Below are 24,366 nucleotides of genomic sequence, written 5' to 3' on the forward strand. Positions count from 1 at the left end.
GAGCTCTAGAATCTAGTTCTTTAGATGCGCATTCTCGATCCCAACAATGTGCACCTAGCCGCAGGGATGCCTTGTCAGGGTATGGAGGCGCAGCGTCGATATTTCGCTTTGGCCCGGGCCTCATGATAGCTCCGGGAGGCAGGGGTTTGGGGTGAGAACACTGAGGCCGCTAGTCGAGCCCTCGCTCGATGCGCTGCTCAGCGCCAAGGCAGCATTAAGAAGGTACACACGATGGTCGATAGGGTTTTTGATCGCAGCAACGCGCTGTATGTGAAGAACGTTCCCCGAAAAGGCCGCGGGCTATTCGCGGGTATCACGTTCAAGACTGGAGATTTAATTGAGAGGTCTCCGACGTGGGGTTTTGACGATCGGCAAAAAAACCTTGTAGACATGACGGGAATACTACAATATTACTTTGTCCGCGGCGACAAAGAACAGAAAGCTGGTCCCATAGGGCGTTATGTTGTTTTTGGACTTGCGTCCTTGGTGAATCATTCTTTAAGCCCTAATGCAGAAACGGTTTGGACTGACGAGGAGTCTGGCGCATGGGCGAGCCTTGTAGCAATCAGAGACATAAAGGAGGACGAGGAAATAACCCAGAAATACACGAACATTCCCGATTATCCGAAAGCTATCAAGTTCGTTGAATAATACCGCTACAGAATAGGAGAACTCGTGTCTGATAGATAAATTGGCCGACAGAATAAGATCTAACGCCAATTGACAGCCATAATTTTGGCAATAGTGAGAAAACAACAGATAATCCAAAAATAACATCCAGTGTGGAGAATGGCATGGCTGGTAGTTTTTCCTATGACGAGAGTGTGGCTTCCACATATGAACAATATACTACCCTACTAGGAAAAGTTGAAGAGGCAGACGAAACTGCTGCCTTCCTTGAGCGACTTTCCAGAGGAGGAGTGGCTCTTGAGCTCGGTATTGGCAATGGGCGCGTGGCGGTGCCGTTGAGCGAGCGTGGGGTCAGGGTCGAAGGCATCGACAATTCGGACAGCATGTTAAAACTTCTCGCTAAGCGTACCGATCTGATCAAAGCCTGGAAGGGGGACATTGCCCATTTCAGCTCAGAACAACGGTACGACCTAGTCTATTGTGTTTATAGCACATTCACCCTGCTCTCCACGCGCGAAGAGCAAATAGCTTGTCTTCGAGCGGCTGCAGAGGTGTTGAAAGACAACGGGGTTGTGGCAATAGAAGTTCGGGTCCCACCATTGGACGGTTTAGTCGGCGGCCAGAAAACTACGACTACGTTCGTTGATCATGAGAATACCTTCGTCAATGCGGTAATCCACGACCCGGTAAAGCAGAACTTGGTTTCAACTATCCTCTGGTTTTCCGGCACCTCGGTTAGGCGTTTGCCGCAACGCGTTCGGTACGTTTATCACCAGGAGCTCGATACGATGGCTGAATGCGTTGGGCTGGAGCTAGCGGAGCGTTGGGGAGACTGGGCACGGGGCGCATTCACGAATGAGTCCAAAGGTCATGTCTCGGTCTACCGGCAAACCAGACAGTCGTCGGTGACCTGCCTCTGACGGTTAATCCGATGTTTGTAGAGCTCGGCGGTTTTTGATCGCAACACCTCGTTGGCCGCCGTTTAGCCCGACGAGACCTGGAGTAGGTCCGATACTTCAATGTTGAGCCGCCGGACTGTCAGAATTTTGTACAGCAGGTTTCATCATTTTCGCGGGAGATTGCGCCCATCCCTGCGTTCGCCGGCGTTCGACCTGGATCCGCTGGGTATTGCAATTCCGCAAATGCCCATATGACGTCCAGAAATCTAAACTCGGGCTGCGAGCTTCGACACCATGATACGTTGGTGGATGCCGGACGGGTTCAGTTGGTAAATCAAGCCCGCATCCGCTCGCCCTTCGGGTCATACATCGGTTTGAGCGAGACTTCCGCGGCAAAGCACTCGCCGGCGATCTCAATCTCGTACGAAGAGGAGAGCAGGGCCGCCTCGCTTTGGTCCTTGCACGATACATAGCCAAGGCCGAGGGCTCCACCGAGCGTGTGCCCGTAGTCTCCGGAAGTGATTGTTCCCGCGACCCGACCGTCTCGGAAAATGACTTCGTTTTTATGAATTAGCTGGGCAGCATCTTTAAGGCGGAACTGAACCAACCGACGGTCAAGTCCCGCCTCAAGTTTTCTCAGCACGGCATCGCGGCCAATATATCCAGGCTTTACCGTATTGACAGCGAAGCCCAGCCCCGCTTCGAGCACGTGATCCCCGCTGCCAACATCATCGGGGAGGTGCCGACATGCCTTCTCCATACGGCACGAGCCGATGGCATGGAACCCACACAGCTTGAGTCCGACATCGGCGCCCGCCGCCTCGATTGCTTCGAAGACATGAGCTGCTTGGTCAGTCGGAATGTAGATCTCCCAGCCCAGCTCGCCGACACCGGTCACTCTATGAGCCCGCGCCAGACCCATGCCGATCTCAATCTCCTGCCAGGTGCCGTACGGGTTGGCCTCGTTGGAGAAGTCATTCGGACTCACCTTGCCGAGCAGTTCGCGCGAATTCGGTCCCATTACTGCCAGGGTGCTTTCCGACGCCGACATATCGGTGATAACGAGGAACTCGTCGTCTAGATGCCGCCTAAGCCAAGAGAGATTGGGTTGTAATGTGGAGGCCGAAACGACCAGCAGGAAAGCCGTCTCCGTGAGACGACTCACGGTCAGATCGCTCTCGATCCCGCCTTGCTCGTTCAGCATTTGCGTATAGACGATCCGGCCAACCGGCACGTCGACATCATTGGAACAAAGCCGCTGGAGGAAGGTGGTAGCGTCGCGGCCCTCCACTCGGATTTTTCCGAATGAGGTCAAGTCGAAAACAGCAACTCGCTCCCGAACCGCCATATGCTCGGCGCGCTGATTATCAAACCAGTTTTGGCGATACCAGGAGTGTCGGTATTCATGCTCCTGGCCCTCCCTGGCAAACCAGTTGGCTCGCTCCCAACCCACTATCTCACCGAACACCGCCCCGCGTGCCTTGAGATGTTGATGAATTGGTGAGCGTCGAATGCCGCGTGCTGTTGTCATTTGACGAGCGGGGAAGTGGTCGGCAAACGAGAGTCCCACCACCTCCGAAACCCGCTCTCTCAGGTACGAACGGTTCTTCTGAAAGGGCTCTATCCGACGGATGTCTACGCCCGATAAGTCGAAGGGCGGCTCGTCGTCATTCATCCACTGCGCCAGCGCTAAGCCCGCACCTCCTGAGGCAGCTATCCCTGTACTGTTGTAACCACACGCCAGCCAATAGCCCCTAACACTGGGAGATTCACCCAAGTGATATTGGTCGTCCGGAGTGAAGCTTTCTGGCCCATTGAAGAAGGTACGAATACCGGCTGTAGCCAACATCGGAATTCGTTTCAGAGCCTTGTCCACAATAGGTTCAAAATGCGCAAAGTCCTCCGGCAACTGATCGAAGCAGAAGCTTTCCGGGATGCCGTCCATTCCCCAGGGTTTCGCCCTCGGTTCGACCGCCCCAAAAAGAATTCTGCCTGCATCTTCTTTGTAGTACGTATGTTCGTCAAGAACACGTAAGACCGGCAGCCGAGTTAATCCATCTATTGGTTCTGTAACCATGTAGAAATGTTCGCACGCATGCAATGGAACCGCGACGTCGCTTCGAGCGCCGAATTCCCGTGCCCACATGCCAGCACAGTTTACGACGTGTTCTGTTGCAATCAGCCCTCGCTGGGCCCCCTTCTCCCAGGTTACGCTGTGTACCCGGCCATTCCTCACCTGAACACCGGCTACCTTGACTCCTTCAAAGATTGCGGCGCCGCGTTGACGTGCGCCTTTGGCCAGCGCCATTGAGACGTTGGCCGGATCACATTGTCCATCATTAGGAAAATGAAGCGCTGCAGTGACATCAGACACATCGATATGAGGGTACATTCCCTCGAGTTCTCGCACAGAGATCTTTCGCGCCTCCACGCCGTAGGCGGCTGCGAGAGAGAGTTGCCTGTACAGCTCGTGCTTGCGCTCCTGGGTAAGCCCGATAGACAATGAGCCGACGCGGCGAAGTCCGGTTGAAATCCCCGTCTCTTCCTCCAGGCTCGAGTAGAGTTGCATCGAGTACTTGGTCAATTTTGTCATGTCGCTAGACCCGCGAAGCTCGCTGAGTAATCCGGCGGCGTGCCAGGTCGTCCCGCACGTAAGTTGCCTACGCTCGAGCAGGATCACGTCGGTCCATCCCAGCTTCACCAAGTGATATGCGACGGAGCACCCCGAAACGCCGCCTCCGATTATGACAGCTCGCGCTTTGGAAGGCAGTGGCTTCATTTCAGATACCTCAACCCGGAAAATTCGGCTCTCTGTAAGCTCCGGTTCAATGTTTTTTCGGCACCCTCGCTAGAGCCAGGGGAGCGCGCCCTCCAGAAGCTCCGGATCAATGGTGAGCCTCGCGAGACCACAAGGCCACCGCAGATCGCTATCCCTTGTCGCCCCCGCGAAGAGTGCCAGGCCAGAGACGCATGGTCGGTTGACGGGCGAAGTTGTTCATCCTTGAAATCTTCGTGGTCTGCGAGGTGTGCCGCCAGTCCAGCATTTAGACCGCGGCCGCTCGGTGCCAGGACCAAGGTACTCTTGGCCGTGCATGTATCGGATATCGGCGCGGAGCGGCGACTTGCCACTGCCTCTGGTCGTGAATGACGCGCTGGCGGGCCGCCAGCCCCGTCCGCGCCGCCCCGCTCGAACGTTAGACGAGGCTCCGGTCGGCAAGCCCCACTGCTCCCACCGCTCCAGCATCGGTTGGACAAATTTGCGACCGCTGAAAGCTGTGGTGATCTGCCGCTTCGCCGGTGGGAACTTCGAAGCGCCAGATTAGGTTGAGTGAACACGCGGCTATCGCAAAGACCAAGCGTGTCCCGTTGGAGGTCCGCGACACCAAGGCGATCACACCGGTGCGGAAAGCCTGTGTTCTGCTCCGTGCCGCTGGTGATCGCGAATGCAGGCCAAGTTCCCCCCATTTCGTTGCTGATGATGGTGGCGAGCGCTGGGTCGGGCGCGAGCGCCATCGCAACTACATTCTTTTCATCCAACTCAGGCTTTCTTCGGCGAAGGAGTAGAAAAGGGTTTCTGCCGGATTTACGTTCGTACTCAAGAAGTTTCCTGTACTGTTTAGCTATGGCCAAGTTCGCGATGTTTGAGGTGGCGGCGTTATTCGATGCCGATTGGAGAGCAAACGCACATTTTTGCGTCGGGGGAACGCTCAGTGTCGCGGGGGCGAAAGCATGTTCGGCGAGCGTGATCATGGGATGGGTCCATGCGGGGCGGTGGCTTGGCAGATCGACAGCACGTGGCATGCCAACCGAGAAAATCATTTCAGAACAACGAGTCACTCTGACAGGACTTGTGTCTCATGTCCGACACCGTCAGAGATCCGACGACAGTGCAATTTTAATCGCCTGGTCGGTCTTCCTGTGCGAGCCCGCAGGATCACCCTGCAAACTCAAGCAGTAAAACTCACAGCGAGCTTGTTGGCGCGCAGCATCTTCGCTCCAGCGACGCTTCACGTACCCGGCTCTAACCCGTAATGACTAACGATCTGAACGACGAAGACCGGCTGTGCGTGTGCCCGCCGCTAGAGCAAACTGCCGGCGAACAGCTTGCAATCCACCCTCCACACTACCGCGTCTCCAGGAAAGTTTGGAACGGAACGCAGAAGTCGACAGTCCTTTGAAACGATGCCTTTTACCCGCTCACACCGCACTAGTTGCGCGGCTGGTCTGTCGCTGTTTGCGTCCGTAGTTGACAGTGTCAATGGCACACGGTTCACGAAACGGCGCCATTTACGACGAGTGCTTTCGGGCGTCGGTGCTCCGGACCGGTCCTGCTGCTATGGCTCGCGGCATTGCTCCGTGCGTCCCCGTTCAAACACCGTCGGAGATGGAGCGGAGCGAGGTGCTGCGGCGGCCCGCTCCGCTAGGCCCCTCCATTGGTCACCGTTGGCGTGCTGTTCCCAGCGAGACGACAGGGCGCCTGTTTCCGGGCACTGCAGCTCGACGACGTAACTCAGGCGGCTGGTCTTTGCTTAAGAAGCGCGATGTCTAAGGGATCTAGTTCTGTATGTCGGAAGCTGCGAAAATATGGTCATTTTCGCAGGAATGCTGCTTAGCCGGTGCAATTGCATCGTCACCCGCGGGTCCTGCAAAATTATTTTAATGCCAAAGCCATTTAACCGGAGTCACGGATGAGAGGCACAGCAACGACTGCGCTACAGGGCTCAAACGGCCGGACCTTCTGCAAAGATCAGGGGAACGCGCTCGGCACACTGTGCCGGAAACAGTCGCAGTAATGGATTCAGCGGCCGAGAGGAGCTGGCTCAGGGCAGCAGCCTGCGATGGGCCCCATGTGACATGCCGTCTACTTCGCAAGAACCGCATTTTGCAGTGGCGCGATGGACTCGCTCATTTTGCATGGGATATATTCGACTTACACGAGGGTTCACTGTCGTGATCGTCAAAAAGTGCGCCGTGCAGATGAAATCCGCGGACTACTCGTTCCGTGCGCGATTTGTTTCACGCTGAGTACAGTCTCCACCATGACAATTCTGCGACCTTCTTGGTCGGTGGCAAACGTGACTGTATTTTAGTTTTGAGATGAGGAGAGCTTCACGATCGAAGTTCAGAGTCGTCCGGCTAAACTAAAGGGTCAAATGTGTATCGAGCGTCGACCGAATGGAGCCCTTCACGCGGGAGGCCAACCTCCAAGAGATTTCCTCAGGTTGGGCTCGCGGCGTCTACAACGAGGCAGGGAATTTTGAGATCCGGTTGTGGAATACCATCCCGATTAATACGGGGTGAAAGATATATGCAAGCAGTTCACTTTGGCGAATTCTGAGACCACTGACGCCGCTGGCGCAGTTTGCGGCGATGCTCTCGCAAGAGCGTCATGGACCTCTTCCGCCCCGGCACCCTTTCAAATGAAACGTTGCCGGAGAGCCAAGGGAAAGAGCTGAAAAGGGCAGAGATGCAAACTGTCTTCGAGAGATTCTTGGAACGGCTTTCAGAAAGCGTTGATGAGGCTGATCTCCGCGGCGCCCTGGCCGATGTCGCCTCTGGGCTCGATCTGCTCACTTTTGCCTATCTCTCCTTTTCCCCGCGGCCTGACGGCAAACCGACGCTGATCTCGAATTATCCGGCGCCTTGGACGGCACGTTATCTTGAGAACCGGTATCAGAGTGTTGATCCGGTCATTGTGCGTGCACGCAGTGGCGGATGCCCGTTTCGATGGGGATCCGATCTGAGCGGCGAGGAGGCTGCGGGGGCTCAGGTTTTTGACGAAGCGGCGCAGTTTGGCATCTGCTGCGGCATGACGATCCCGATTATCGACCGCCGAGGGAATTTTGCTGCGATAACCTTTGCCGCTGACAAGCCCAACGCTGTGTTTTTTCGTGCCGCAGAACGCCACGAAGAAGGTCTCCCGTATATCGCGACCTATTTTCATATGTTCGTTCGCCGCAAACTGTCCGCCGATCGAATGATCGATGGTGTCTTGCTGACGCCGCGCGAATACGAGTGCCTGCAGTGGGCAGTACAAGGCAAGTCCGATTGGGAGATCGGCTGCATCCTAGGGATCACGCAGCGCACGGCCGCCTTTCATCTGGGCAACGCTCGCCGGAAGCTTGGGGTGACGACCACCAAGCAGGCAATTGGACGCCTGGCCCGTTCGGCTTTTTTCGATTCACTGACAGATTAGCTTCACGTGCGCGGCGGCGTTGAAGTTCTGCGGGGTCCCGGCAGATCGCTCGCCGGACCCTCACATCGCGGGATCATTGAAGTGCTAATCGGGGGAGCGCGTCCACGCCGACCAGACAGATCCTGGCGATCACCTCCGCGACCGCATTCGGTGCGCGTCCCTCCGGCCCTGCGTTCATGAATGGGGACTGTCGTGAGGTCCTTGCCTGAAAACGTGACAGTTCCAGCCATGCGTCAGCCGCCGAACAGTTCCTTGTAGCCCGTTGTTACCATCCAGTTCGCCCGGTCGATATGGCTGCGAACAGCCTTGCGGGCGCGCACCGGTTCAAGGACCGGGTCGATGCCGAGAATGAGTTCGGCCATTTCCTCTATGCTGGCATTGTCGGCGCAGGCGTCGAGGATGCGCAGGTAAATGGTGGAATGCTGCCTGTCGTAGCTCGTGATGCTGTCTGACCAGGGGACATCGTCGTGCAGTGTTGAGCTTCGGGCCCCATCTGTTCCCGTTGATCGATTCATATCTGCTGCGAACCTCACATGTTGATAGCTGGATTCAAGACAGCATATCCCAAAACGGGATAATCCGGAACCGGGATTAATGGCTGAGCCGATCTTTACCTGACCGGTTCGCCTACATGCCAAAATCACTTCGATCTGCCCGCCACCAGCGGTTTCTGGTCCAGTTGAGATCGCTGCGCAAGGCCAAAGGCATGACCCAGGCGCAGGTAGCCGAGAAGCTTGGCCGGCCGCAATCCTTCGTGGCGAAGTATGAAGGTGGGGAGCGGCGGCTCGATATCATTGAGTTCCTCGACGTAACTGCAGTGCTTGACACCGACCCGTGCGAGATTCTGTTGAGCCTACGATGATAGCTGGCGTCCGTGCGCTCGCGGAGCGCACCGCCTCCCGTCGGACCACCAGCCCTCTTTTCTTCGGCAAGTTCAGGTATCCCAGCAAGCGAAGAGACGCACGGGGCGTGTGGATGGTTCTCCGCGACAGCCTGCTGTGCCAGCAGCATCAGGACGACGCCCGTTGCTACCCATGGGTGACGGACGACTGAGCGACAAAGACCGGCTGCGCCTGGGGATCTAGACACCTCCAGCGGAAGAATCGGAGGTTCGAGGAAGGGGAAGGGGCACCGCTTGCCCGACCTGACGGTTGTTCAAGCCATGCGCTGCTCCGTCCCCTTAATGCATTTCGAAGTCGATCGCGCAGCAAGCTCGTCCGACCGAACACATCGGACGGTTCCCTATCCCAACTTGGGCTGCAGGCGAGCCGTCGTTCTAATGCAAACTAGGAGCGTTCACGAGACCGGCCGCCTTGGCTAGGTGCAGTATCTCGGCGATGCCGCCATCAGTCGACAGTGTTTCGCTGACGACCCGCAGTGGTTGCCCGCGAGAAGGGCATTGCGGGGGCAAGTCCGCCTGGGAAATCGGCTGCAGCAGGGGAAGCGGAGCCTAGCCGCGCTCCATCTCCATACCGCCCGCAAAGAAAGCTCGCCGTGAGCACCACCAAACAAACGATTGCGCGCCTCGGCGGTTCGTTTTGCGTCCACTGACCAGTCGGCTCACCTGTACAACTATACAGGCTGCCATAGCGTGAAACTTGGCCTCCAATGGGAGAAATTTCCCAGGAGACCTCCCGATGACTGACCTTATAACGCCGGCGTTACGACAACTTGCCCACAACCGGCGTGCAATCCACCGCCACGCCCACCGCCCCTTCAATGAAAATCTGGGACGGGATGCACGAGCCGATCACGGAAATGAAATCAATTTCGTTTGCGTGCACAGGCTGCGGTGGCTATCGCTGTGCGGGTTGGACGGCCTGAACGCTATTGCGCGCCCCTTCCGCCGTCGACAGTGCCGGTGGCACACGCTTCGACGAAATGCCTGCTTCGAGATCTGGTGCCCTCAGCGCCGGTGCCTTGCCAGGTGGCATAAAGTTTCGGCCTGCCTGCGGGCGGGCAGGGGAGCACACTCATGCCTACAGTTTTCGTGAGTGGCGCGGGCGAGGCTGTTTGGCGCGATGAAAGATCATACGATTACACCACAGGTCTGACGCCGCGCGAATGGGCCTGGGAGTTCTTACGCCGCAATCCAGCATTCCAGCGTGATGTGATCGCTGCGCGCCGGCAGGCCAATACTTTGTCCCACCGGCCCTTTCTCGACGTGGTCACGTCGCCCGGTGACCTTTCACACTGGGGTGTCCTGTTTCGCCGAGTCTTATGGGCGAAATTCGGTCGTGTTCTGGTCTCCGCTTTGGTGCGCTCATGTGCTGCCCGTCACTGCAGAACAGCTGCCTGCATGGTCGGCGACATTGGCATTCGAGCTCTCGGCATTGCGATGCCGTGCAACCGTCCTGCTTGCGCCTGACAAGGGCCAGCATGTTCTTCTTCGAGATTCGGAGCAGACGCTCCAGCTCGCGGTCTCTGGCGCCGATATCTTGCACCCTGTCTGCCTCCGTACCGAAGCCATCTGTCCCCCGCCCCTCACGAAGCATCGCATGAGGGGGCTCGAGTGCCTCAATGCTCTAAATCTGGGTCAACACCTGCCTGCCCGCTTGTGTCCGCCAGAAAAACGCGGCCCCCGTTTGACTTTCGTTCTGCGTGCACTCGATGGGTCACTTGCTGGGGCGTCACATCGCGAGCTCGCCGAAGCTCTGATCGGTCAATGGCGCGTCCATGCCGACTGGAGGGATCCTCGCGATCATCTACGCGACCGCATTCGCCGTGCCGTCTCTCGTGGCCGCGCGCTAATGAATGGAGCATACAGAGATTTCCTTCTTTAAGAGTGATAGTCCGCCTTCGCATCAGCCGGCGAACAGTTCGGAGCTAAACCCGGTCACCGCCAGTTCGCCCGGTCGGCATGGCAGCGAATGGCCCTGCGGGTGCCCTCTGGTTCAGGTGTCGGTCGATATCGAAAGGCAAGTTCGGCATTATCCAATAGCCGACAATGTCGAGTACGCAGCGTAGAGGGAGGTGACTCTCGGGTGTTTTTGACGCTTTGGCCTTGGCACGGTTCATGCACGCTATTCGGCAAAAAACACCAGTGGTCCCACCGCCACGAGAGTCGCTGACTTACGCCACCTCCCAAGGCGTACCCGGCCCGGCAGCGAGCTCAGTCTCCTGCCGGGCATACCCTTTCAGACGTACTTGCGTTCAGAACTTCAAATCCGTCGGCGCAATGTCCCGCTGAAGAGGATCGGGCCGATGGACCATCCGAGAGACTTAGCAGGCACCGGGCGAGCGCGATCTCAGGGGCAGCCTTTTCGATCAGGCGACCGGTTTTGCCGAGCGCGGGCCTCTTCGGTATTACAAACCGCATCGGGATAGCGGCCTAGACTATAGCTACGACGTCAGCCGCGTCATTCTTCTGATGTTTGGCGAACGGCTTCACATGAAGGGTTAGCAGCACGAGGGAACTTCACGCCGCACTTCGTGATCTCGCGTCCCCATCAATGGCGCCGTCGCGCACGCCTCGACGCAACGTGCACCTCGGCAGTTCCCCCGCGCGACCGCAGAGCAGGATGTTCCCACCTCTCACCAGATATTGCGGTCTTGTGCGCAGACGGCGTGAAAACGCCGATTTCCTGCGACGATAGTGCGGTTATTGCGGAACCCGGTCCAGCTGGGACTACTATATGTCGTCGTACGGGCATTGAGCCGATCTCCATGCAAGGCATCAATGATTATACATCATGCGAAGACGGATATCGCAACAAGGATACTGGGGGCGACTGTCCCAGATAACTCAAAAGAAGAACTGCTGATGACTGCGCGGTGTGGCCGAGACAGAGCATGCTGCCTTTGGTGAACGATGTCTCAGGCGAAACAATGGACAGACGTAAACATGGATGGATCGAATGCTCGTGCGCTGCATTTGCACACCATTGACTCGTTAGTTGCCGATCTAATCGCAGGCGAGCCAGTACTCATTGAGGGCGCGCGCACCTTTTCCCTGCCTGATGCTGCAACGCGTAGCGCGTTGGGATGGTATCAAAATCGTGGCCCGGCGGCTTGGATTGCTGATGTCCGGTCTCTGCATGCGGAAGAACTCGTAGACGCGATTTCCCAACCGCCGCCCGCTGTGAAGGCCTTGCCATCGCGGCCCGCGAACGCGAACAACAGGCGACTTCGGCTGAAGAGGCTGGAGGCCCACCGGTTCGCCGGCCTGCATAAGTTTGGCACACCGGATGCGGCCCCGGAGAAATATGTCCATGAGTTTTCGTGCCCAATCACGCTCTTTGAAGGGCGGAACGGATCCGGCAAAACGTCGCTGCTCAATGCCGTCATCTGGACGCTCACAGGTCAGATGCTTCGGCCCCAGCGCGAACCGGAAAGCCCGGAGGACTTCAATTGCTGGATAGGCAATGACGAGGACGAGCTGACAACGCACAAAATGTCGTCGCTGACACCCATGCCACTCCTGGATCAGTACCGACCCGACAAAGACTGGGTTCCAGCTGATACATGGGTTGAACTGACCTTCGTTGAAGATGGCGGAATGCAGCTTCCCCCCATCCGCCGCAGCATGACGCGCTCGCCTCAGGGCAAGCTAAAGGAGTTGCCGCCCGATCTAACGCCGCTTGGGGTCGATCCCATCGCACTTCGCATCGGCACCGTCATGCCGGGCTTACTCCCACTCATTCAGTTGGGATCTGAGTCGGAACTGGGACGCGCAGTGTCCGAGCTTACAGGGCTGTCAGCGCTCGTGGACCTTGCTGCACATTCGCGTCGCGCGAAAACCAAGATCGACAAAGATCTCGTCAAGGCCAAGCGCGGCGAACGCGATAAGGCGGACGCCGACTACAACATTGCTAAAGACGACCTCGAAAAGATCTTGCGGACGCATGCTATGCTAGAGCCGCCGACGCCGGTGCCAGTCCCGTCGGACGACAAGACCATTGAGGAAAAGCTTAAGACCATCAAGGCGCACTTCGAGGACGCGAAGGCATGCGCGTTTGAGTCCGCGAAAGAGATCCTTGGCGGGCGTTTTGACCCCGCCGATGCAAAACTGCGATCGGACCTGGAAGAGAATATCGGTCGGGCGCTCGAGCGTATCAGTCAGCCTCAAACGTTGGAGTCGATCGCACGGCTCGCCGAGCTCCGCAAACTGACGCCGGACGAGCTTACCGACGCCGAAAATAGGCTAACTGTCATTCTGTCGGAAGCACGCACCCTGCAGGAGCTGGCGCAAAATCCGTCGAGCGCAGCGCGCACGCGCTTGTATGCACGGATCAAGGCCTGGATGGCCAATCATCCGGACCCTGCACGCGACCAAAACCGGTGCGTCGTCTGTGGTGGCGATCATTCCCATGCCGTTGACCCTGTTACGGGCCAACCGGTCAAACAGCACCTAGCCGGGTCTGCTTCCGATGCTGACCTCTTGTCGCAAACCCTTGCCCATTGGGCGGCAAATGCCCATGGCGATCTGTTGCGCTCGTTACCCGAGGCCATTCGCACTGAGTTGGTCGCCGACTTGCCGTCGCATCCGTGCGACCTTCTGCGAAAAGCGCTCGTTGACGAGGCTTTTTCGTTCGCACCGTTCGCAGGCATTCTTGGCGAATTGAAATCCTCAACGGCCCTAAGCATCGATGCCATATTCCAGAACCGCGCGGAGTTGGATGATCCCCTTGCCACCGCGTTGCCAGCAGGGTGTGGCGACCTTCAACTAGCCTTGGAGCGCCTTGACCGAGCGATCCGCTTTGCCCACTGGCGCCAGAATAACGATGCCTTGGCAAAGGATGTCCTTACCCGCGTGCTCGGGCGCAAGCCCAAGGAAGGGGAGCATACAGAGAAACTGACCCTCACGGGGAAGCTGTTAGAACTCCAAAACATCGTGAAAGCGGCCGAGCCGATCTCAGACGCGTTGACCCAGTGTGCGCGGCTTTCACAGCACTTGGCGACGCGCCGGGCGGCCGAAGCCCGGCTCGGCAACTACGCGACGGCAAGCACGGCGCTCGGTCGACTCGCTGATTTGGGGACGCTGGCTGACCAGCAAGTCGACCAGCTTCGCAAAATTCTTCGAACGGATGCCGCCGCTTGGCGTGATCTGATCTATCTCGGCGCATTTCCCGATACGGCTCACCGACTCATCGATACCGGTATGGGCCGCAAAGGGGAATTGGACCTCGTTGTCCAAACAGGAGGCGTGGCAGCCCCAGCCCAACATGTCACAAACGCGTCGGCCCTGCGCGCGAGTTTGGTCGCGTTCTTTTTCGCCTTCTGGCAGCACGTGCTGAAGGAGCGCGGTGGCTTGACTACCCTCGTGCTTGACGATCCCCAGGAACTACTTGACGACGAAAACCGGGAGCGGCTGGCGGCCGCGCTTGGAAAATTGGCGAGTGGGGGCGCGCAGGTGCTAGTTACGTCCTATGATCCTCGCTTCAGCGGCCGGGTTGCCAAAATCCAGCTTCCGGGTGGAGTTGAGCACCTTGCAGTGCACCCCGCGACGCGGTTGCAGCCCCGTGTCAGGACGATCGTGCCCCATTCCGTCCTGCTTGAGCGCAAGAAGCGCTTCGACGCCGACCCAAATGAAGAAGAGCCCGCACGCGATTTCGCCGATGGATGTCGGGTGTTCCTCGAGGCGCAGCTTGGTGACATGTTCGACGATCCGGCCCATTCATCCTGGGCCAAGGCAACACCGAATCCCACGCTCGCCGATTTCGTGCAGCGCATACGCCCCTTGGTGCGGGCCGGGTCGGCCGGGATGTTTGGTGCAGAAATTTTCAGGCGGTTCGCCGAACACCCTGCGCTGGGTGACAACTCCCCGGTGGTGACCTTGATGAACAAGGCCCACCACGGGCGTCGCCAAGACATCACGGCTGGTGAGGTCGCTCAATGCGCTGGCCCATTGGTTGATCTGATCAAGCTTGCGGAGGACATTCGTGAAGAATGCTATCGCTGGCGCCGGCGGGACTTACCAACAGCGAGGCAGAAGCTTGAGGCGCCGGCCGCGATCGACTTTACCTCGCTCGCTGCACCCCGGGTCATCATCTGTCCCGATTTGGCGGCCTTTACTAGGCACCGGGTGGCTGCGGAAACCCAGGACGAGCCGGAAATTCTCGACCCCCGCGTTCTTGAGAGCTGCGTTGCATACTATCTCAGGCGAGCCAACTTCGGGTTCGCCGCACCCGCTGGCAGCCTTGCGATCGTCAAGTCCATCCCCACGGCTTCCGCGGACCGGCGGCTGGTGATCGCTCGGCACGGTAAGGACGTTTACGCGCGCCGGTTAGTTCGCAACGTGAATGGTGGCGGATTGATCGGCCTCACCGCCGAAGCGCCGGACCCGCGCATCCGCAACCCCAAAAGCGTTTTTCTTGCCGAGGAAGAAACGGCAATCCACCAAGTTATCGGGATCATTTTCGACCACAGGGTGACTGTCGATCACGGCCCTGAAGAGGCCGTGGCAGTCGACGCCAATAGGGAGTTGCAGCGGATCGCAATCGCCTTCCGCGTGGTCGACGAAAGTGCCGTGCCGCTAGCGCTTGATAAGCAAGTTGTCCTCGGCGGAGACCACGTCCAACTCGATACCCTCGGGCATCACCAGGATGCACTCGTCGCTCTTGCCCTTAGTGACGGGTCCAGCATTTTTAAGCGGGTGGGGACGGCGCTTCCCGGCGACCTTTCCCATTTCAGGCTGTTCGAGAGCGTGGGCGGGATGGGATCGTCACAGGTCCTTTCCGTGGGAGGGGATGCAAATGGGATTCCGTCGGTCATTGGTGCCCGGAAAATCGTCGGCGTGCTTTACAATGTCTAGCCGCAATCGATATCTGATCACAATTAATGACGCAGTTAGCGTCCGCCGCTGAGCTTGATGGTGGCCATCAACCCTCTCACGCCGGGGCAGGTCGCGGCGCCGCGCCTCAGCTCCTCATCGAGGAGCGATCGTTACAATTTATACTTACGAAGATCGCTCGCTGGGTTACCCGTCTGTGAAGCGCGCATGCCGAAGCTTCGGATGCCGCCCATACATAGATGCCTGACTGCTTAATCCGCCCAAAGGGGCAGCTTCCGAAGAAATACGCCCCGTGTTGCTGCCAACCATGCCATATTCCAATGCCTCGACCACTCGCCAGACACACTTCAGGTAGCATAGAAATAGGCGGTGAGGCCGTAGATCCCGGAGCGAAGCCATCGCTACAAGTGCCGCACTTTCTTCACGAATTTTTCGACGAACTCTCGTGAACGCTCGAGTGGACGTAAAGGCGGTTCGCTGAAACACGAGTCTGGCCGGCGTTGCGGAGATTCGCCTGAATCGCGCCGTCAACCGCAGCGTCGATTTCGGCGTCGTCGAAGACGATGAAGGCGCATTGCCGCCGAGCTCGAGGCTGACCTTTTTGATCTGGTCCGAGTTCTTGCGCATGAGCAGCCGCCCAACTTCGGTCGAGCCTGTGAAGCTGATTTTTCAGACCGTGGGATTGGAGCAGAGTTCGCGGCCAACGCCATCACCTTCGGACGCGTAGACCAGGTTCATGACGCCGTCGGGAAAGCCGGCTCGGTGCGCGAGGGCGAACATTGCGCCTGCCACGAGCGGCGTCTGTTCAGCAGGTTTGAGCCGCCCGCGGCCAGGGCCGGCGAGATCTTGCGCGCCAACCCTCGACGCTGGGCAATTCCACGGCGTAATCGTGCCGACCACACCGTTCGGCTGCTAAACACCAGCATGCGACGGTCTGTCGACGGTGAGGGGATCGTCTCGCCATTGATGCGATTGGCTTCTTCGGCGTACGCATTCGCCGTGCTGTCCGGCGCGGTCACATGCTTATGGATCGTGGTATCAGGATTTCCCCGCCTGAATTTGGTGCGACCTGGCTGACCAGGATAAAGCGCTATTTGGAAATGGCGCCGACGCGCCGCGGACATTTCGAAACGCATCCGTCGTGTAGATGTATGCTGCGCACACTCGGATAGACGAAGAACGGCGCGACGCGCTGCCAGTCGCAGCCAGCTCTGAATAATCGCTGGGTACCGCCGGCCCAGTCGCCGGCCTCGAAGTCCTCCAGAGCCTTCATTACGCGGAGCGTCGGCACGACGGCTTTGCGATCCTCCCGTGACACGAAATCAAATAAATGGCGGATCAGGTGCACCATGAAAATTAGCACTGCCCCTTGGGGAAAGGTGATGCCGATCGCCTCACTCTTGAGCAGTTCCAGCTTGCCGTCTTACCAGCATCTCGCCGATCTCGTTGCGTTATTGTTTAGGTGTTGCAACAGATCCTTCAAAGAAATTTACGCAAACTTTGCGGACACAATTCTCCGTCAGTGGTACGATCACCACAGTTTCAAGTTCAGCGGCGGCATAAATCTTGTGCATTCGTGTTCAGCTGCTGAACAGAATTTGCGAAGAGCGCGAGATGACAAAATCCAAGCAGGACGAGGTTCGGTTCTTCTATTTGCTGTCGTTCTGACCAATGATGATACTTGTCGATCGCCTAATGACAGCAGCACATCTTGATCGCCTACGGATCCTGGGCCTTTGCGCGCATGCCGACCTGACTGTTTGCGAACTAGCTGCGATTCTCGATCTTCGTCGGGAGCGCGTTGCGCGACACGTCCGGATGCTCGCCAAAGCCAACTTTCTTTGCGGCAACGGACAACGTCCTTGGTCCTCATATCATCTCAATGCAGGGGGCAAGGACGGCGGGTTGGTTCAATTCCTGGTCGATCTCCTGCCCCACGACGATGGGTATCATAAGCGGGACCTGGAGCGGCTCGAGGCGGTACAGACGCGTGGTCGAAGGGGACTGCTGCTTGATCGTGAAAAGATCTGCCTAAGTGGGAGTGCGAAACTACCATGAAGAACACCGCTGACGTAGCCATCGCTGGGCCCGGCACATTCGGACGGTCGTCCTTGGTCCATGTCGATTGCCGCGTTCACGAACTGCTTCTACGACAGAGGCGGCAAGAGCGGACGATGCTCAAACTCATCGCATCTGAGAACTTTGCCTCCTCAGCCGTACTGGAAGCGACCGGCTCTATCTTCGCGAACAAATATGCCGAGGGCTACCCGGGTGCGCGCTACTACGCGGGAAACGAGATCGTCGATGAGCTTGAGACCCTCGCGATCGAGCGCCTGAAAGCGCTATTTGGCAGTGAGCACGCCAACGTCCAGCCTTATTCGGGCTCACCAGCCAACCAGGCTGTCTATCGCGCGCTTTTGAGCCCCCGTGACAAAGTCATGGGCTTGCCTTTGCCCGAAGGCGGCCATCTGACTCATGGGTGGTCCGTCAACTTTTCCGGCACTGATTATCAACGCGTCCCCTATGGGCTGCACGATAAGACGCAGCAAATTGACTATGACCGCTTGCGCGAGACCGCCAGGCGGGAACGGCCGAAACTCATTTGGGTCGGCGGAACTGCTTATCCGCGTGTCTTTGACTACGCGGCAATGACCGAAATCGCTGCGGAGGCGAACTCCTATCTCGTGGCCGACATTGCGCACATCAGCGGCCTGATTGTCGCTGGAGCGCATCCGAATCCCGTGGCCCATTGCGACGTCGTCACCAGCACGTCTCACAAGTCGATCCGCGGCCCCCGTGGAGGCTTTATTTTGTCGAAGAATGAAGATCGGTATCAGGCGCTCTATCATCCCACGAGCAAACACAATCTCGCCAAACGGATTGATCGCGCGGTATTTCCTCAACTGCAAGGCGGGCCCCATGTGAATACCATCGCCGCGCTAGCTGTCGCTTTGCAGGAGGCCGCGACCCCGTCTTTCCGCACCTACGGACAGCAGATCGTCAAAAATGCCAAGGCGCTAGCCCAGGCGCTTCTGGACCGTGGTTATGACCTGGTCACCGGCGGGACTGACAATCACATGCTGATCCTTGATCTGCGGGCCCGGCCGCTATCGGGCAAAGCCTATGCCGAGCGCCTGGCCAAGGCAGGCATCATTACGAACTTCAACATGGTGCCGGGAGACCCGCGCGACCCGGCGGTCACAAGCGGAATCCGCTTGGGGTCGCCGGCAGTGACGTCCATGGGCATGCGTGAAGGGGAAATGGTGCAGATCGCCGCTTTCATTGATTTGGTCTGCCGCCAGCCCGACGACGAGGAAGTTCATGCGAACGTGCGAAGAGACGTTGCCGACTTCTGCGCTGCGTTCGATGTTCCCGGCATCAGCGACCGGTAAGGCCGCCCGAATCCAGAAACTCCCCACCTAACTCCAACATTTGAAGCGAGGCCATTCCATGACCAGGCAGTTCGTGTTCTCTTCCGAATCCGTCGGCGCGGGACACCCCGACAAGATGGCAGACAACATCTCGGATGCCATCCTCGATGCCATCCTCCGCACCGACCCGAAGGCGCGCGTCGCCTGTGAAACGTTGGTGAAGACAGGGATGGTCGTTCTGGCTGGAGAGATCACCAGCCACGCGGCGATCGATTACACTCAGGTTGCCCGCGATACGATCCTCGACATTGGCTACGACGACGATGCCATCGGCTTTGATGGTCGACGTTGCGCCGTCGTTCTGGCTCTCACCGAGCAGTCGCCCGACATAAGCCAGGGCGTTGATGAAGGACGAGGGCAGGATCTCGAGCAGGGGGCGGGGGATCAGGGCCTCATGTTTGGATTCGCATGCAACGAGACGGATACATTGATGCCCTTGCCGATCCAACTCGCTCATCATTTGACGAAAAAACAGGCAGAGGTCCGGAAAACGGGACAGCTTGGCTGGCTTCGGCCAGACGTGAAATCTCAAGTGTCCGTACGCTACGAGGGTCTTCGCCCGGTGGCGCTGGACACCATAGTCCTGTCAACGCAGCATGACGAGGCGGTCTCCCAAGATACAGTCCGCGAAGGCGTCATTGAGGAGATCATAAAACCAGTCCTGCCGACCCACCTGGATACTTCGGGGATCAGATTTCTGGTCAATCCAACAGGGCGATTCGTGGTCGGTGGGCCTGCCGGCGATTGCGGCCTCACTGGACGCAAGATCATCGTCGATTCCTACGGTGGAACGGGGCGTCACGGCGGCGGCGCCTTTTCGGGCAAGGACCCATCCAAGGTTGACCGCTCAGCAGCCTATGCGGCGCGGTACGTCGCAAAGAATATCGTTGCCAGCGGACTTGCGGAGGTCTGCGAGGTTCAGCTTGCCTACGCGATCGGCGTGGCCAGTCCGGTTTCTGTCATGGTCAATACCTTCGGAACCGCAAGGATTGACGAAAAAAGGATCGAGTGCCTTGTTCTTGAGCTGTTCGATCTCCGGCCGAAAGGCATCATCAAGATGCTTGATCTCTTACGCCCGATATACCGCAAGACGGCGACATACGGACACTTCGGCCGTGAAGAGCCTGAATTCACCTGGGAGAAGACGGACAGAGCCGATGACTTGCTGCGTGAAGCAGGACCGGCAGCTGCGTGAGGGCCGCTGGGTCAAGCGCATGCGGCAACCCATTTCAACTCGCTAGACCCGCGCCCGGGCGGCATAGCAGCAAGCCGGTGGGTAGTTGGCGGAGACATTGATGCCGGATTATGACGTGCTTTGCATCGGCAATGCCATTGTCGACATCATCGCCCAGTGCGACGAGGACTTCCTCGAGACCAACGGCATCATCAAGGGCGCGATGAACCTCATCGACACCCAGCGCGCCGAACTGCTCTACAGCCGCATGGGCCCGGCGATCGAGGCGTCCGGCGGCAGCGCCGGCAACACGGCGGCCGGCGTCGCCAGCTTCGGCGGCCGTGCCGCCTTCTTCGGCAAGGTCTCCAACGATGCGCTGGGCGAAATCTACGCCCATGACATTCATGCGCAGGGTGTCGCCTTCGACACAAAGCCGCTCAAGGGCGAGCCGCCGACGGCGCGCTCGATGATCTTCGTCACCCCCGACGGCGAACGCTCGATGAACACCTATCTCGGCGCCTGCGTCGAACTCGGGCCGGAAGATGTCGAGGCCGACAAGGCTTCCGGCGCCAAGGTCACCTATTTCGAAGGCTATCTCTGGGACCCGCCGCGCGCCAAAGAGGCGATCCGGCAGACGGCGAAGCTCGCACACGAGGCCGGACGCGAAGTGTCTATGACGTTGTCGGATTCGTTCTGCGTCGACCGCTACCGGGACGAGTTCCTCGAGCTGATGCGCTCGGGCACCGTCGACATCGTCTTCGCCAACAGCCACGAGATCAAGTCGCTCTACCAGACATCGTCGTTCGACGAGGCGCTGGCGCAGATCCGCAAGGATTGCCGGATCGCCGCCGTCACCCGCTCAGAAAAAGGCTCGGTCATCGTGCGCGGCAACGAGACCGTGGTCATCCAAGCGACGGCGATCCGGGAACTGGTCGACACGACCGGCGCCGGCGATCTCTACGCCGCCGGTTTCCTGCATGGCTATACGCAGGGCCGCGACCTCAAGACCTGCGGCGACCTTGGCTCACTGGCGGCCGGATTGGTGATCCAGCAGATCGGCCCCAGGCCACGGCAGAATTTGCGCCGCGAGGCTGAGCAGGCGGGGTTGATCTAGCCGGACGACTCAACGACAAGCTGCCCGTCTCCCTCCTGCAGGCTGTGCGGGTAAATTGCGCGTAAATCGAAATGTCGGATGCGCATCCGCGTGAGGCGGCAGCCCGCGGCATGTCACGATCGAAACGGTTGATGGCGGTGCCGCCCTTCAGCGCGACCCTTTTGCCGTGCGATATAGGGAACGCGTTCGGATCAGCTGGTCGACCTGCGGCATATATTGCTCACCGCCATCATCGACCTCGTGTGGCAACAGGTCGGCCGGGATCGTGATGCGATAGAGGGGGTGAAGCGGCCAACTGGTGAATTGACATCAATGCATCGCCCGATTGAGATTATCCTGCCGGGAGGCGCAATGAGGTGTTCAGCCGAGTCGAGACGATCATGAGCAAATATAAAGATCATCGTGAGCCACGCCGGCATCGTCATGACGATGACCCGGTTTCTTTTGCGGAACGGCCTTCCGAGCCAAGCTACTTTCAGCGTTCGTCGACCCTAGCCGCATCCGCTGTCGACGCCGAAGTGATGTGGTTCAACACCAGCAAGGGTTTTGGCTTTGTCAAACTGCCGGAGGGCACCCAGGCCTATCTGCACATCCGGGTGCTGGAGGCGGCCGGGAGCCGCGGTGTTTCCGAGGGAACGCGTCTCAAGGTCACAACGGAAGAAAGTCCAAGAGGTCATCAGGTCGCGCAAGTGCTGGAGGTAGGCGGTCAGACCGCGAAACCTCAGGTGCATACGCGTTGCGCTGGAGAGTCCACCGCCGGGACGAGCGCCCAGTTGGAGAGCGAGGCCACGGTCAAATGGTACAATCCCCAAAAGGGCTTCGGCTTCATTGCACCTGAAAACGGTGAGAAGGACATCTTCGTTCATGCCACCGCGCTGACCCGCTCAGGACTCAGCATGCTGATGGAGGGTCAGAAGGTGTTTGTCCAATGCGGGCAGGGCAAGAAAGGCCTGGAAGTTCGGAGCATTCGCCTCGCTTAGAGCCAAATGCGTTGGCCTACCGAAATCGCGCCTCAGACAAAGAAAAAGCCCGCTACCGGGAGGAGGTGGCAGCGGGCTCGATTTAGAACGAGACGCGGGAGGAGGTGCGCCCCATTCAGCGTCGGGGCCACATCTGGGAGGAGTAGATGGCCGACACCATGATCATACCGATCGCCGCGGATATTGCAACGCACAAATTTTATCTCGCGACTGCGAAATGATGCCTGATCCGCTTAGCCCATCCTGAAAAAGTGCGGTCAGGCTGCCGCTTTCTTGCGGGCACGCTTGGCAGGTGCCGGCGTTTCCGGTTCCTTCGGCTTGCGGCCCAGACCCATGGTCTTGGCCAATGCCGAGCGCGCCGCAGCGTAGTTCGGCGCCACCATGGGATAGTCCGCCGGCAGCTCCCATTTCGCGCGATATTCGTCGGGTGTAAGGCCATAGTGGGTCGCCAGGTGACGCTTGAGCGACTTGAACTTCTTACCGTCCTCAAGGCTGACAATGTAATCGGGTGTAACCGATTTTCTGATCGGTACGGCAGGCTTGAGAGCTTCCGACTTTTCTGGTGCGGCACCACCAGCAGTGGCTTTCAATGCGATGTGGACCTGGCCGATCAGCCCAGGCAGTTCACTGACGGGAACCGGATTGTTCGAAACATAGGCTGAGACGACGTGGGCGGTGAGTTCGATGAGGTTGTCGGCTTTGCTCTCGGTTTCTTCGGTCATGAAAACGCTCCTGCGGAATTAGAGTAGCCGGGTAAGAATCATCTCGTAGCTTAATAGTGACGACCGCGTTTGATGGCAACCAAAGCCATTGCATGATGTGTTGGCGGATCGCTGCACGCCCGGTCGCCGTCACGGATCTTCCGCTTGAACCGTCATCGCCCTGACAACACATTGTGCCATGGTCGCCGTGTCGATGCGGGCGCATCTTCATGCAAATTGGCTATTTGGAAAGTTGGGAGAAACCAATGAACGCTGAGGCTTTCAGCAGCCCCCTTTTTGTGAAGCGCGCAACGCACATCATCCAAGAGATTGCCGGCCTTGCGGATGCAATCGATTTTCTCAATGAATGGCCGGAAGATCGCAGAGACATGATCCACGAAGCCGCCCTGAGGGCATGCTACGATGCGTACGATGGGCGCAAGCCGGTAAGCACGGCGCGCAATGCCTTTTTCGGCTTTGCGAAGCGGGTCGCCATCTTGGAAGATTCAACCTCCGCGATGCAGTGGATCGCCGCCTGCAGATCGGGCAGTGGAAAAGTGCAGGTGTAGACATCGACGACATATTTGAGACCGGCGAGGCGCGTCAAACAGTGCACTATGTCCAGGTTTCACAGCTAGACCACGCGAATGAGAAGCAGTTCCTCACCATCGACTGCACAACCGCAGATCGGCACGCAAGCTGACCATGGCCGGACGCGCCTCATGGCGATCGCTTGCCCGCCAATGGCCAGGCTCAATGGCGCAGGTGCAGCGGTCGCGTTTGGCTGAGTTAAGAAATGCGACCCGGGCTGTTTGCCGCGTAGTGGCTGTGGAGGAGGGGGATGACCGGGTTGATCAGATTTGAGAGGCCAGTCGTTGTTCAGGTTAGCCGCCGCAGCTCGGAGCGTATCGTGTTCGACGTCAACGACGCGGCCGCTATCTTGCTGCGGGATCTGCATCATGAGACCGATAAACGCAGGATAGCGATGGACACCTGTCTGCAGGTGTTACGCGGTAAGACCCATCCACCAGCCGCTAGACGAGCTTTCGTCGCAGCTGCGCTCGAAGCACGCATTTTGCGCAGCGATTGAGATTTAGGACGCCGCTCATGAATCTCGGCCATCTGCGCGTCGCGATTGGGCGCGGTCCGATCACGCCAGGAGCAAGCCAACCCCGCACTTTCCGCGATGGCTTTCCTGGTCCGGCGCCGGATCTTCACCATCAAAACACAAGGGGTCCGCCAGCCAGCTGCGGCCGCTCGGCTTCGCCGTCGCGGTGATGGTGATTGCAGCCAGAGGCAGACGGAGCCATCGAGCGGGAATTGGCCCGCTGCAGATGGCAGAGCGTCGATGCCGCCTCAATAGTCTCCAGAAGTGCCGTTTGAACCTTCCCCAGCTTAGCCCTGTATCCGGTTTCCCGGAACACGCTCCGCAGACCGGCGCCGCGTGATCGCCGATGCCTCTCCCGATGGTCGGGAACGGGGTTTCGGCGATCAAGGTCGGGGAGACGA

The 24,366-nt window shown here is 58.5% G+C and carries 18 protein-coding genes and 1 pseudogene; 14 read left to right on the forward strand and 5 right to left on the reverse strand.

Annotation, left to right across the window (positions count from 1 at the left end):
- The first annotated feature begins 231 nt into the window (after window positions 1-231).
- Entirely contained in the window at window positions 232-651 is a 420-nt protein-coding gene (locus tag WDX12_RS15430) for an SET domain-containing protein-lysine N-methyltransferase (protein ID WP_434725443.1), read from the forward strand.
- Window positions 652-794: 143 nt separating this feature from the next.
- Window positions 795-1,550, forward strand: a complete 756-nt coding sequence (locus WDX12_RS15435; RefSeq protein ID WP_434725444.1) for a class I SAM-dependent DNA methyltransferase — start codon at window positions 795-797, stop codon at window positions 1,548-1,550.
- Between the two features lie 313 nt (window positions 1,551-1,863).
- Here the strand turns inward: WDX12_RS15435 and WDX12_RS15440 are convergent, their stop codons facing one another.
- Window positions 1,864-4,308, reverse strand: a complete 2,445-nt coding sequence (locus WDX12_RS15440; RefSeq protein ID WP_434725445.1) for a GcvT family protein — start codon at window positions 4,306-4,308, stop codon at window positions 1,864-1,866.
- Window positions 4,309-6,996: 2,688 nt separating this feature from the next.
- Between WDX12_RS15440 and WDX12_RS15445 the strand changes: the two genes are divergently transcribed.
- Entirely contained in the window at window positions 6,997-7,725 is a 729-nt protein-coding gene (locus tag WDX12_RS15445) for a LuxR family transcriptional regulator (protein WP_434725643.1), read from the forward strand.
- Between the two features lie 233 nt (window positions 7,726-7,958).
- On the opposite strand, the gene WDX12_RS15450 is transcribed toward WDX12_RS15445, so the two are convergent.
- A complete protein-coding gene (locus WDX12_RS15450) occupies window positions 7,959-8,240 on the reverse strand; it encodes a DNA -binding domain-containing protein (RefSeq protein WP_434725446.1) in 282 nt (93 codons plus the stop codon).
- Window positions 8,241-8,356: 116 nt separating this feature from the next.
- On the opposite strand from WDX12_RS15450, the gene WDX12_RS15455 reads away from it, so the two are divergent.
- From WDX12_RS15455 to WDX12_RS15470, 4 genes are all read left to right on the forward strand, one after another.
- Window positions 8,357-8,587: a helix-turn-helix domain-containing protein gene (locus tag WDX12_RS15455; protein WP_434725447.1), complete on the forward strand. Its 231-nt coding sequence runs from the start codon at window positions 8,357-8,359 to the stop codon at window positions 8,585-8,587.
- 1,113 nt (window positions 8,588-9,700) lie between these two features.
- Window positions 9,701-10,093, forward strand: coding sequence for a transcriptional regulator domain-containing protein (locus WDX12_RS15460; RefSeq protein ID WP_434725448.1), 393 nt, complete (start codon window positions 9,701-9,703; stop codon window positions 10,091-10,093).
- Between the two features lie 130 nt (window positions 10,094-10,223).
- The gene (locus WDX12_RS15465; RefSeq protein WP_434725449.1) at window positions 10,224-10,508 is read left to right on the forward strand and encodes a DUF2285 domain-containing protein; all 285 of its coding nucleotides are present in this window, start codon (window positions 10,224-10,226) and stop codon (window positions 10,506-10,508) included.
- 1,061 nt (window positions 10,509-11,569) lie between these two features.
- On the forward strand, window positions 11,570-15,478 hold the full coding sequence (locus tag WDX12_RS15470) for an ATP-binding protein (RefSeq protein WP_434725450.1): 3,909 nt from the start codon (window positions 11,570-11,572) through the stop codon (window positions 15,476-15,478).
- Between the two features lie 400 nt (window positions 15,479-15,878).
- Here WDX12_RS15470 and WDX12_RS15475 read toward each other — a convergent pair.
- Together WDX12_RS15475 and WDX12_RS15480 are read right to left on the reverse strand one after the other, a co-directional pair.
- A pseudogene (locus tag WDX12_RS15475) lies at window positions 15,879-16,357 on the reverse strand (aldehyde dehydrogenase family protein).
- A 190-nt stretch (window positions 16,358-16,547) separates the two neighbouring features.
- Window positions 16,548-16,808, reverse strand: a complete 261-nt coding sequence (locus WDX12_RS15480) for a hypothetical protein (RefSeq protein WP_434725451.1) — start codon at window positions 16,806-16,808, stop codon at window positions 16,548-16,550.
- 344 nt (window positions 16,809-17,152) lie between these two features.
- On the opposite strand from WDX12_RS15480, the gene WDX12_RS15485 reads away from it, so the two are divergent.
- From WDX12_RS15485 to WDX12_RS15505, 5 genes are all read left to right on the forward strand, one after another.
- On the forward strand, window positions 17,153-17,515 hold the full coding sequence (locus WDX12_RS15485; protein WP_434725452.1) for an ArsR/SmtB family transcription factor: 363 nt from the start codon (window positions 17,153-17,155) through the stop codon (window positions 17,513-17,515).
- A complete protein-coding gene (gene glyA, locus WDX12_RS15490; RefSeq protein WP_434725453.1) occupies window positions 17,512-18,849 on the forward strand; it encodes a serine hydroxymethyltransferase in 1,338 nt (445 codons plus the stop codon). Before WDX12_RS15485 ends, glyA begins: the two co-directional genes overlap by 4 nt.
- Before the next feature lie 58 nt (window positions 18,850-18,907).
- A complete protein-coding gene (metK, locus tag WDX12_RS15495; protein ID WP_434725454.1) occupies window positions 18,908-20,083 on the forward strand; it encodes a methionine adenosyltransferase in 1,176 nt (391 codons plus the stop codon).
- 100 nt (window positions 20,084-20,183) lie between these two features.
- The gene (locus WDX12_RS15500) at window positions 20,184-21,176 is read left to right on the forward strand and encodes an adenosine kinase (RefSeq protein ID WP_434725455.1); all 993 of its coding nucleotides are present in this window, start codon (window positions 20,184-20,186) and stop codon (window positions 21,174-21,176) included.
- 380 nt (window positions 21,177-21,556) lie between these two features.
- On the forward strand, window positions 21,557-22,156 hold the full coding sequence (locus WDX12_RS15505) for a cold-shock protein (protein WP_434725456.1): 600 nt from the start codon (window positions 21,557-21,559) through the stop codon (window positions 22,154-22,156).
- 257 nt (window positions 22,157-22,413) lie between these two features.
- Here the strand turns inward: WDX12_RS15505 and WDX12_RS15510 are convergent, their stop codons facing one another.
- On the reverse strand, window positions 22,414-22,878 hold the full coding sequence (locus WDX12_RS15510) for a MucR family transcriptional regulator (RefSeq protein WP_172352369.1): 465 nt from the start codon (window positions 22,876-22,878) through the stop codon (window positions 22,414-22,416).
- A 245-nt stretch (window positions 22,879-23,123) separates the two neighbouring features.
- On the opposite strand from WDX12_RS15510, the gene WDX12_RS15515 reads away from it, so the two are divergent.
- Together WDX12_RS15515 and WDX12_RS15520 are read left to right on the forward strand one after the other, a co-directional pair.
- Window positions 23,124-23,426 (forward strand): DUF982 domain-containing protein, encoded by a 303-nt coding sequence (locus tag WDX12_RS15515; RefSeq protein WP_044549105.1) that lies wholly within the window; start codon window positions 23,124-23,126, stop codon window positions 23,424-23,426.
- Between the two features lie 272 nt (window positions 23,427-23,698).
- Window positions 23,699-23,947, forward strand: a complete 249-nt coding sequence (locus WDX12_RS15520) for a DUF982 domain-containing protein (protein WP_020629161.1) — start codon at window positions 23,699-23,701, stop codon at window positions 23,945-23,947.
- Window positions 23,948-24,366: the final 419 nt, after the last annotated feature.

It is taken from the genome of Mesorhizobium sp. RIZ17 (assembly GCF_051127865.1).
GTDB lineage: Bacteria > Pseudomonadota > Alphaproteobacteria > Rhizobiales > Rhizobiaceae > Mesorhizobium > Mesorhizobium humile.

What these genes read in the sequence shown, in the direction of transcription:
- WDX12_RS15455 (WP_434725447.1), top strand. Translation starts at nt 8,357, where the DNA reads ATGCCAAAATCACTTCGATCTGCCCGCCACCAGCGGTTTCTGGTCCAG.
- WDX12_RS15440 (WP_434725445.1), bottom strand. Translation starts at nt 4,308, where the DNA reads ATGAAGCCACTGCCTTCCAAAGCGCGAGCTGTCATAATCGGAGGCGGC.
- WDX12_RS15510 (WP_172352369.1), bottom strand. Translation starts at nt 22,878, where the DNA reads ATGACCGAAGAAACCGAGAGCAAAGCCGACAACCTCATCGAACTCACC.
- WDX12_RS15505 (WP_434725456.1), top strand. Translation starts at nt 21,557, where the DNA reads ATGAGCAAATATAAAGATCATCGTGAGCCACGCCGGCATCGTCATGAC.
- WDX12_RS15460 (WP_434725448.1), top strand. Translation starts at nt 9,701, where the DNA reads ATGCCTACAGTTTTCGTGAGTGGCGCGGGCGAGGCTGTTTGGCGCGAT.
- WDX12_RS15445 (WP_434725643.1), top strand. Translation starts at nt 6,997, where the DNA reads ATGCAAACTGTCTTCGAGAGATTCTTGGAACGGCTTTCAGAAAGCGTT.
- WDX12_RS15480 (WP_434725451.1), bottom strand. Translation starts at nt 16,808, where the DNA reads ATGGTGCACCTGATCCGCCATTTATTTGATTTCGTGTCACGGGAGGAT.
- WDX12_RS15515 (WP_044549105.1), top strand. Translation starts at nt 23,124, where the DNA reads ATGAACGCTGAGGCTTTCAGCAGCCCCCTTTTTGTGAAGCGCGCAACG.
- WDX12_RS15485 (WP_434725452.1), top strand. Translation starts at nt 17,153, where the DNA reads ATGACAGCAGCACATCTTGATCGCCTACGGATCCTGGGCCTTTGCGCG.
- WDX12_RS15450 (WP_434725446.1), bottom strand. Translation starts at nt 8,240, where the DNA reads ATGAATCGATCAACGGGAACAGATGGGGCCCGAAGCTCAACACTGCAC.
- WDX12_RS15500 (WP_434725455.1), top strand. Translation starts at nt 20,184, where the DNA reads ATGCCGGATTATGACGTGCTTTGCATCGGCAATGCCATTGTCGACATC.
- metK (WP_434725454.1), top strand. Translation starts at nt 18,908, where the DNA reads ATGACCAGGCAGTTCGTGTTCTCTTCCGAATCCGTCGGCGCGGGACAC.
- WDX12_RS15520 (WP_020629161.1), top strand. Translation starts at nt 23,699, where the DNA reads ATGACCGGGTTGATCAGATTTGAGAGGCCAGTCGTTGTTCAGGTTAGC.
- WDX12_RS15465 (WP_434725449.1), top strand. Translation starts at nt 10,224, where the DNA reads ATGAGGGGGCTCGAGTGCCTCAATGCTCTAAATCTGGGTCAACACCTG.
- WDX12_RS15430 (WP_434725443.1), top strand. Translation starts at nt 232, where the DNA reads ATGGTCGATAGGGTTTTTGATCGCAGCAACGCGCTGTATGTGAAGAAC.
- glyA (WP_434725453.1), top strand. Translation starts at nt 17,512, where the DNA reads ATGAAGAACACCGCTGACGTAGCCATCGCTGGGCCCGGCACATTCGGA.
- WDX12_RS15435 (WP_434725444.1), top strand. Translation starts at nt 795, where the DNA reads ATGGCTGGTAGTTTTTCCTATGACGAGAGTGTGGCTTCCACATATGAA.
- WDX12_RS15470 (WP_434725450.1), top strand. Translation starts at nt 11,570, where the DNA reads ATGGATGGATCGAATGCTCGTGCGCTGCATTTGCACACCATTGACTCG.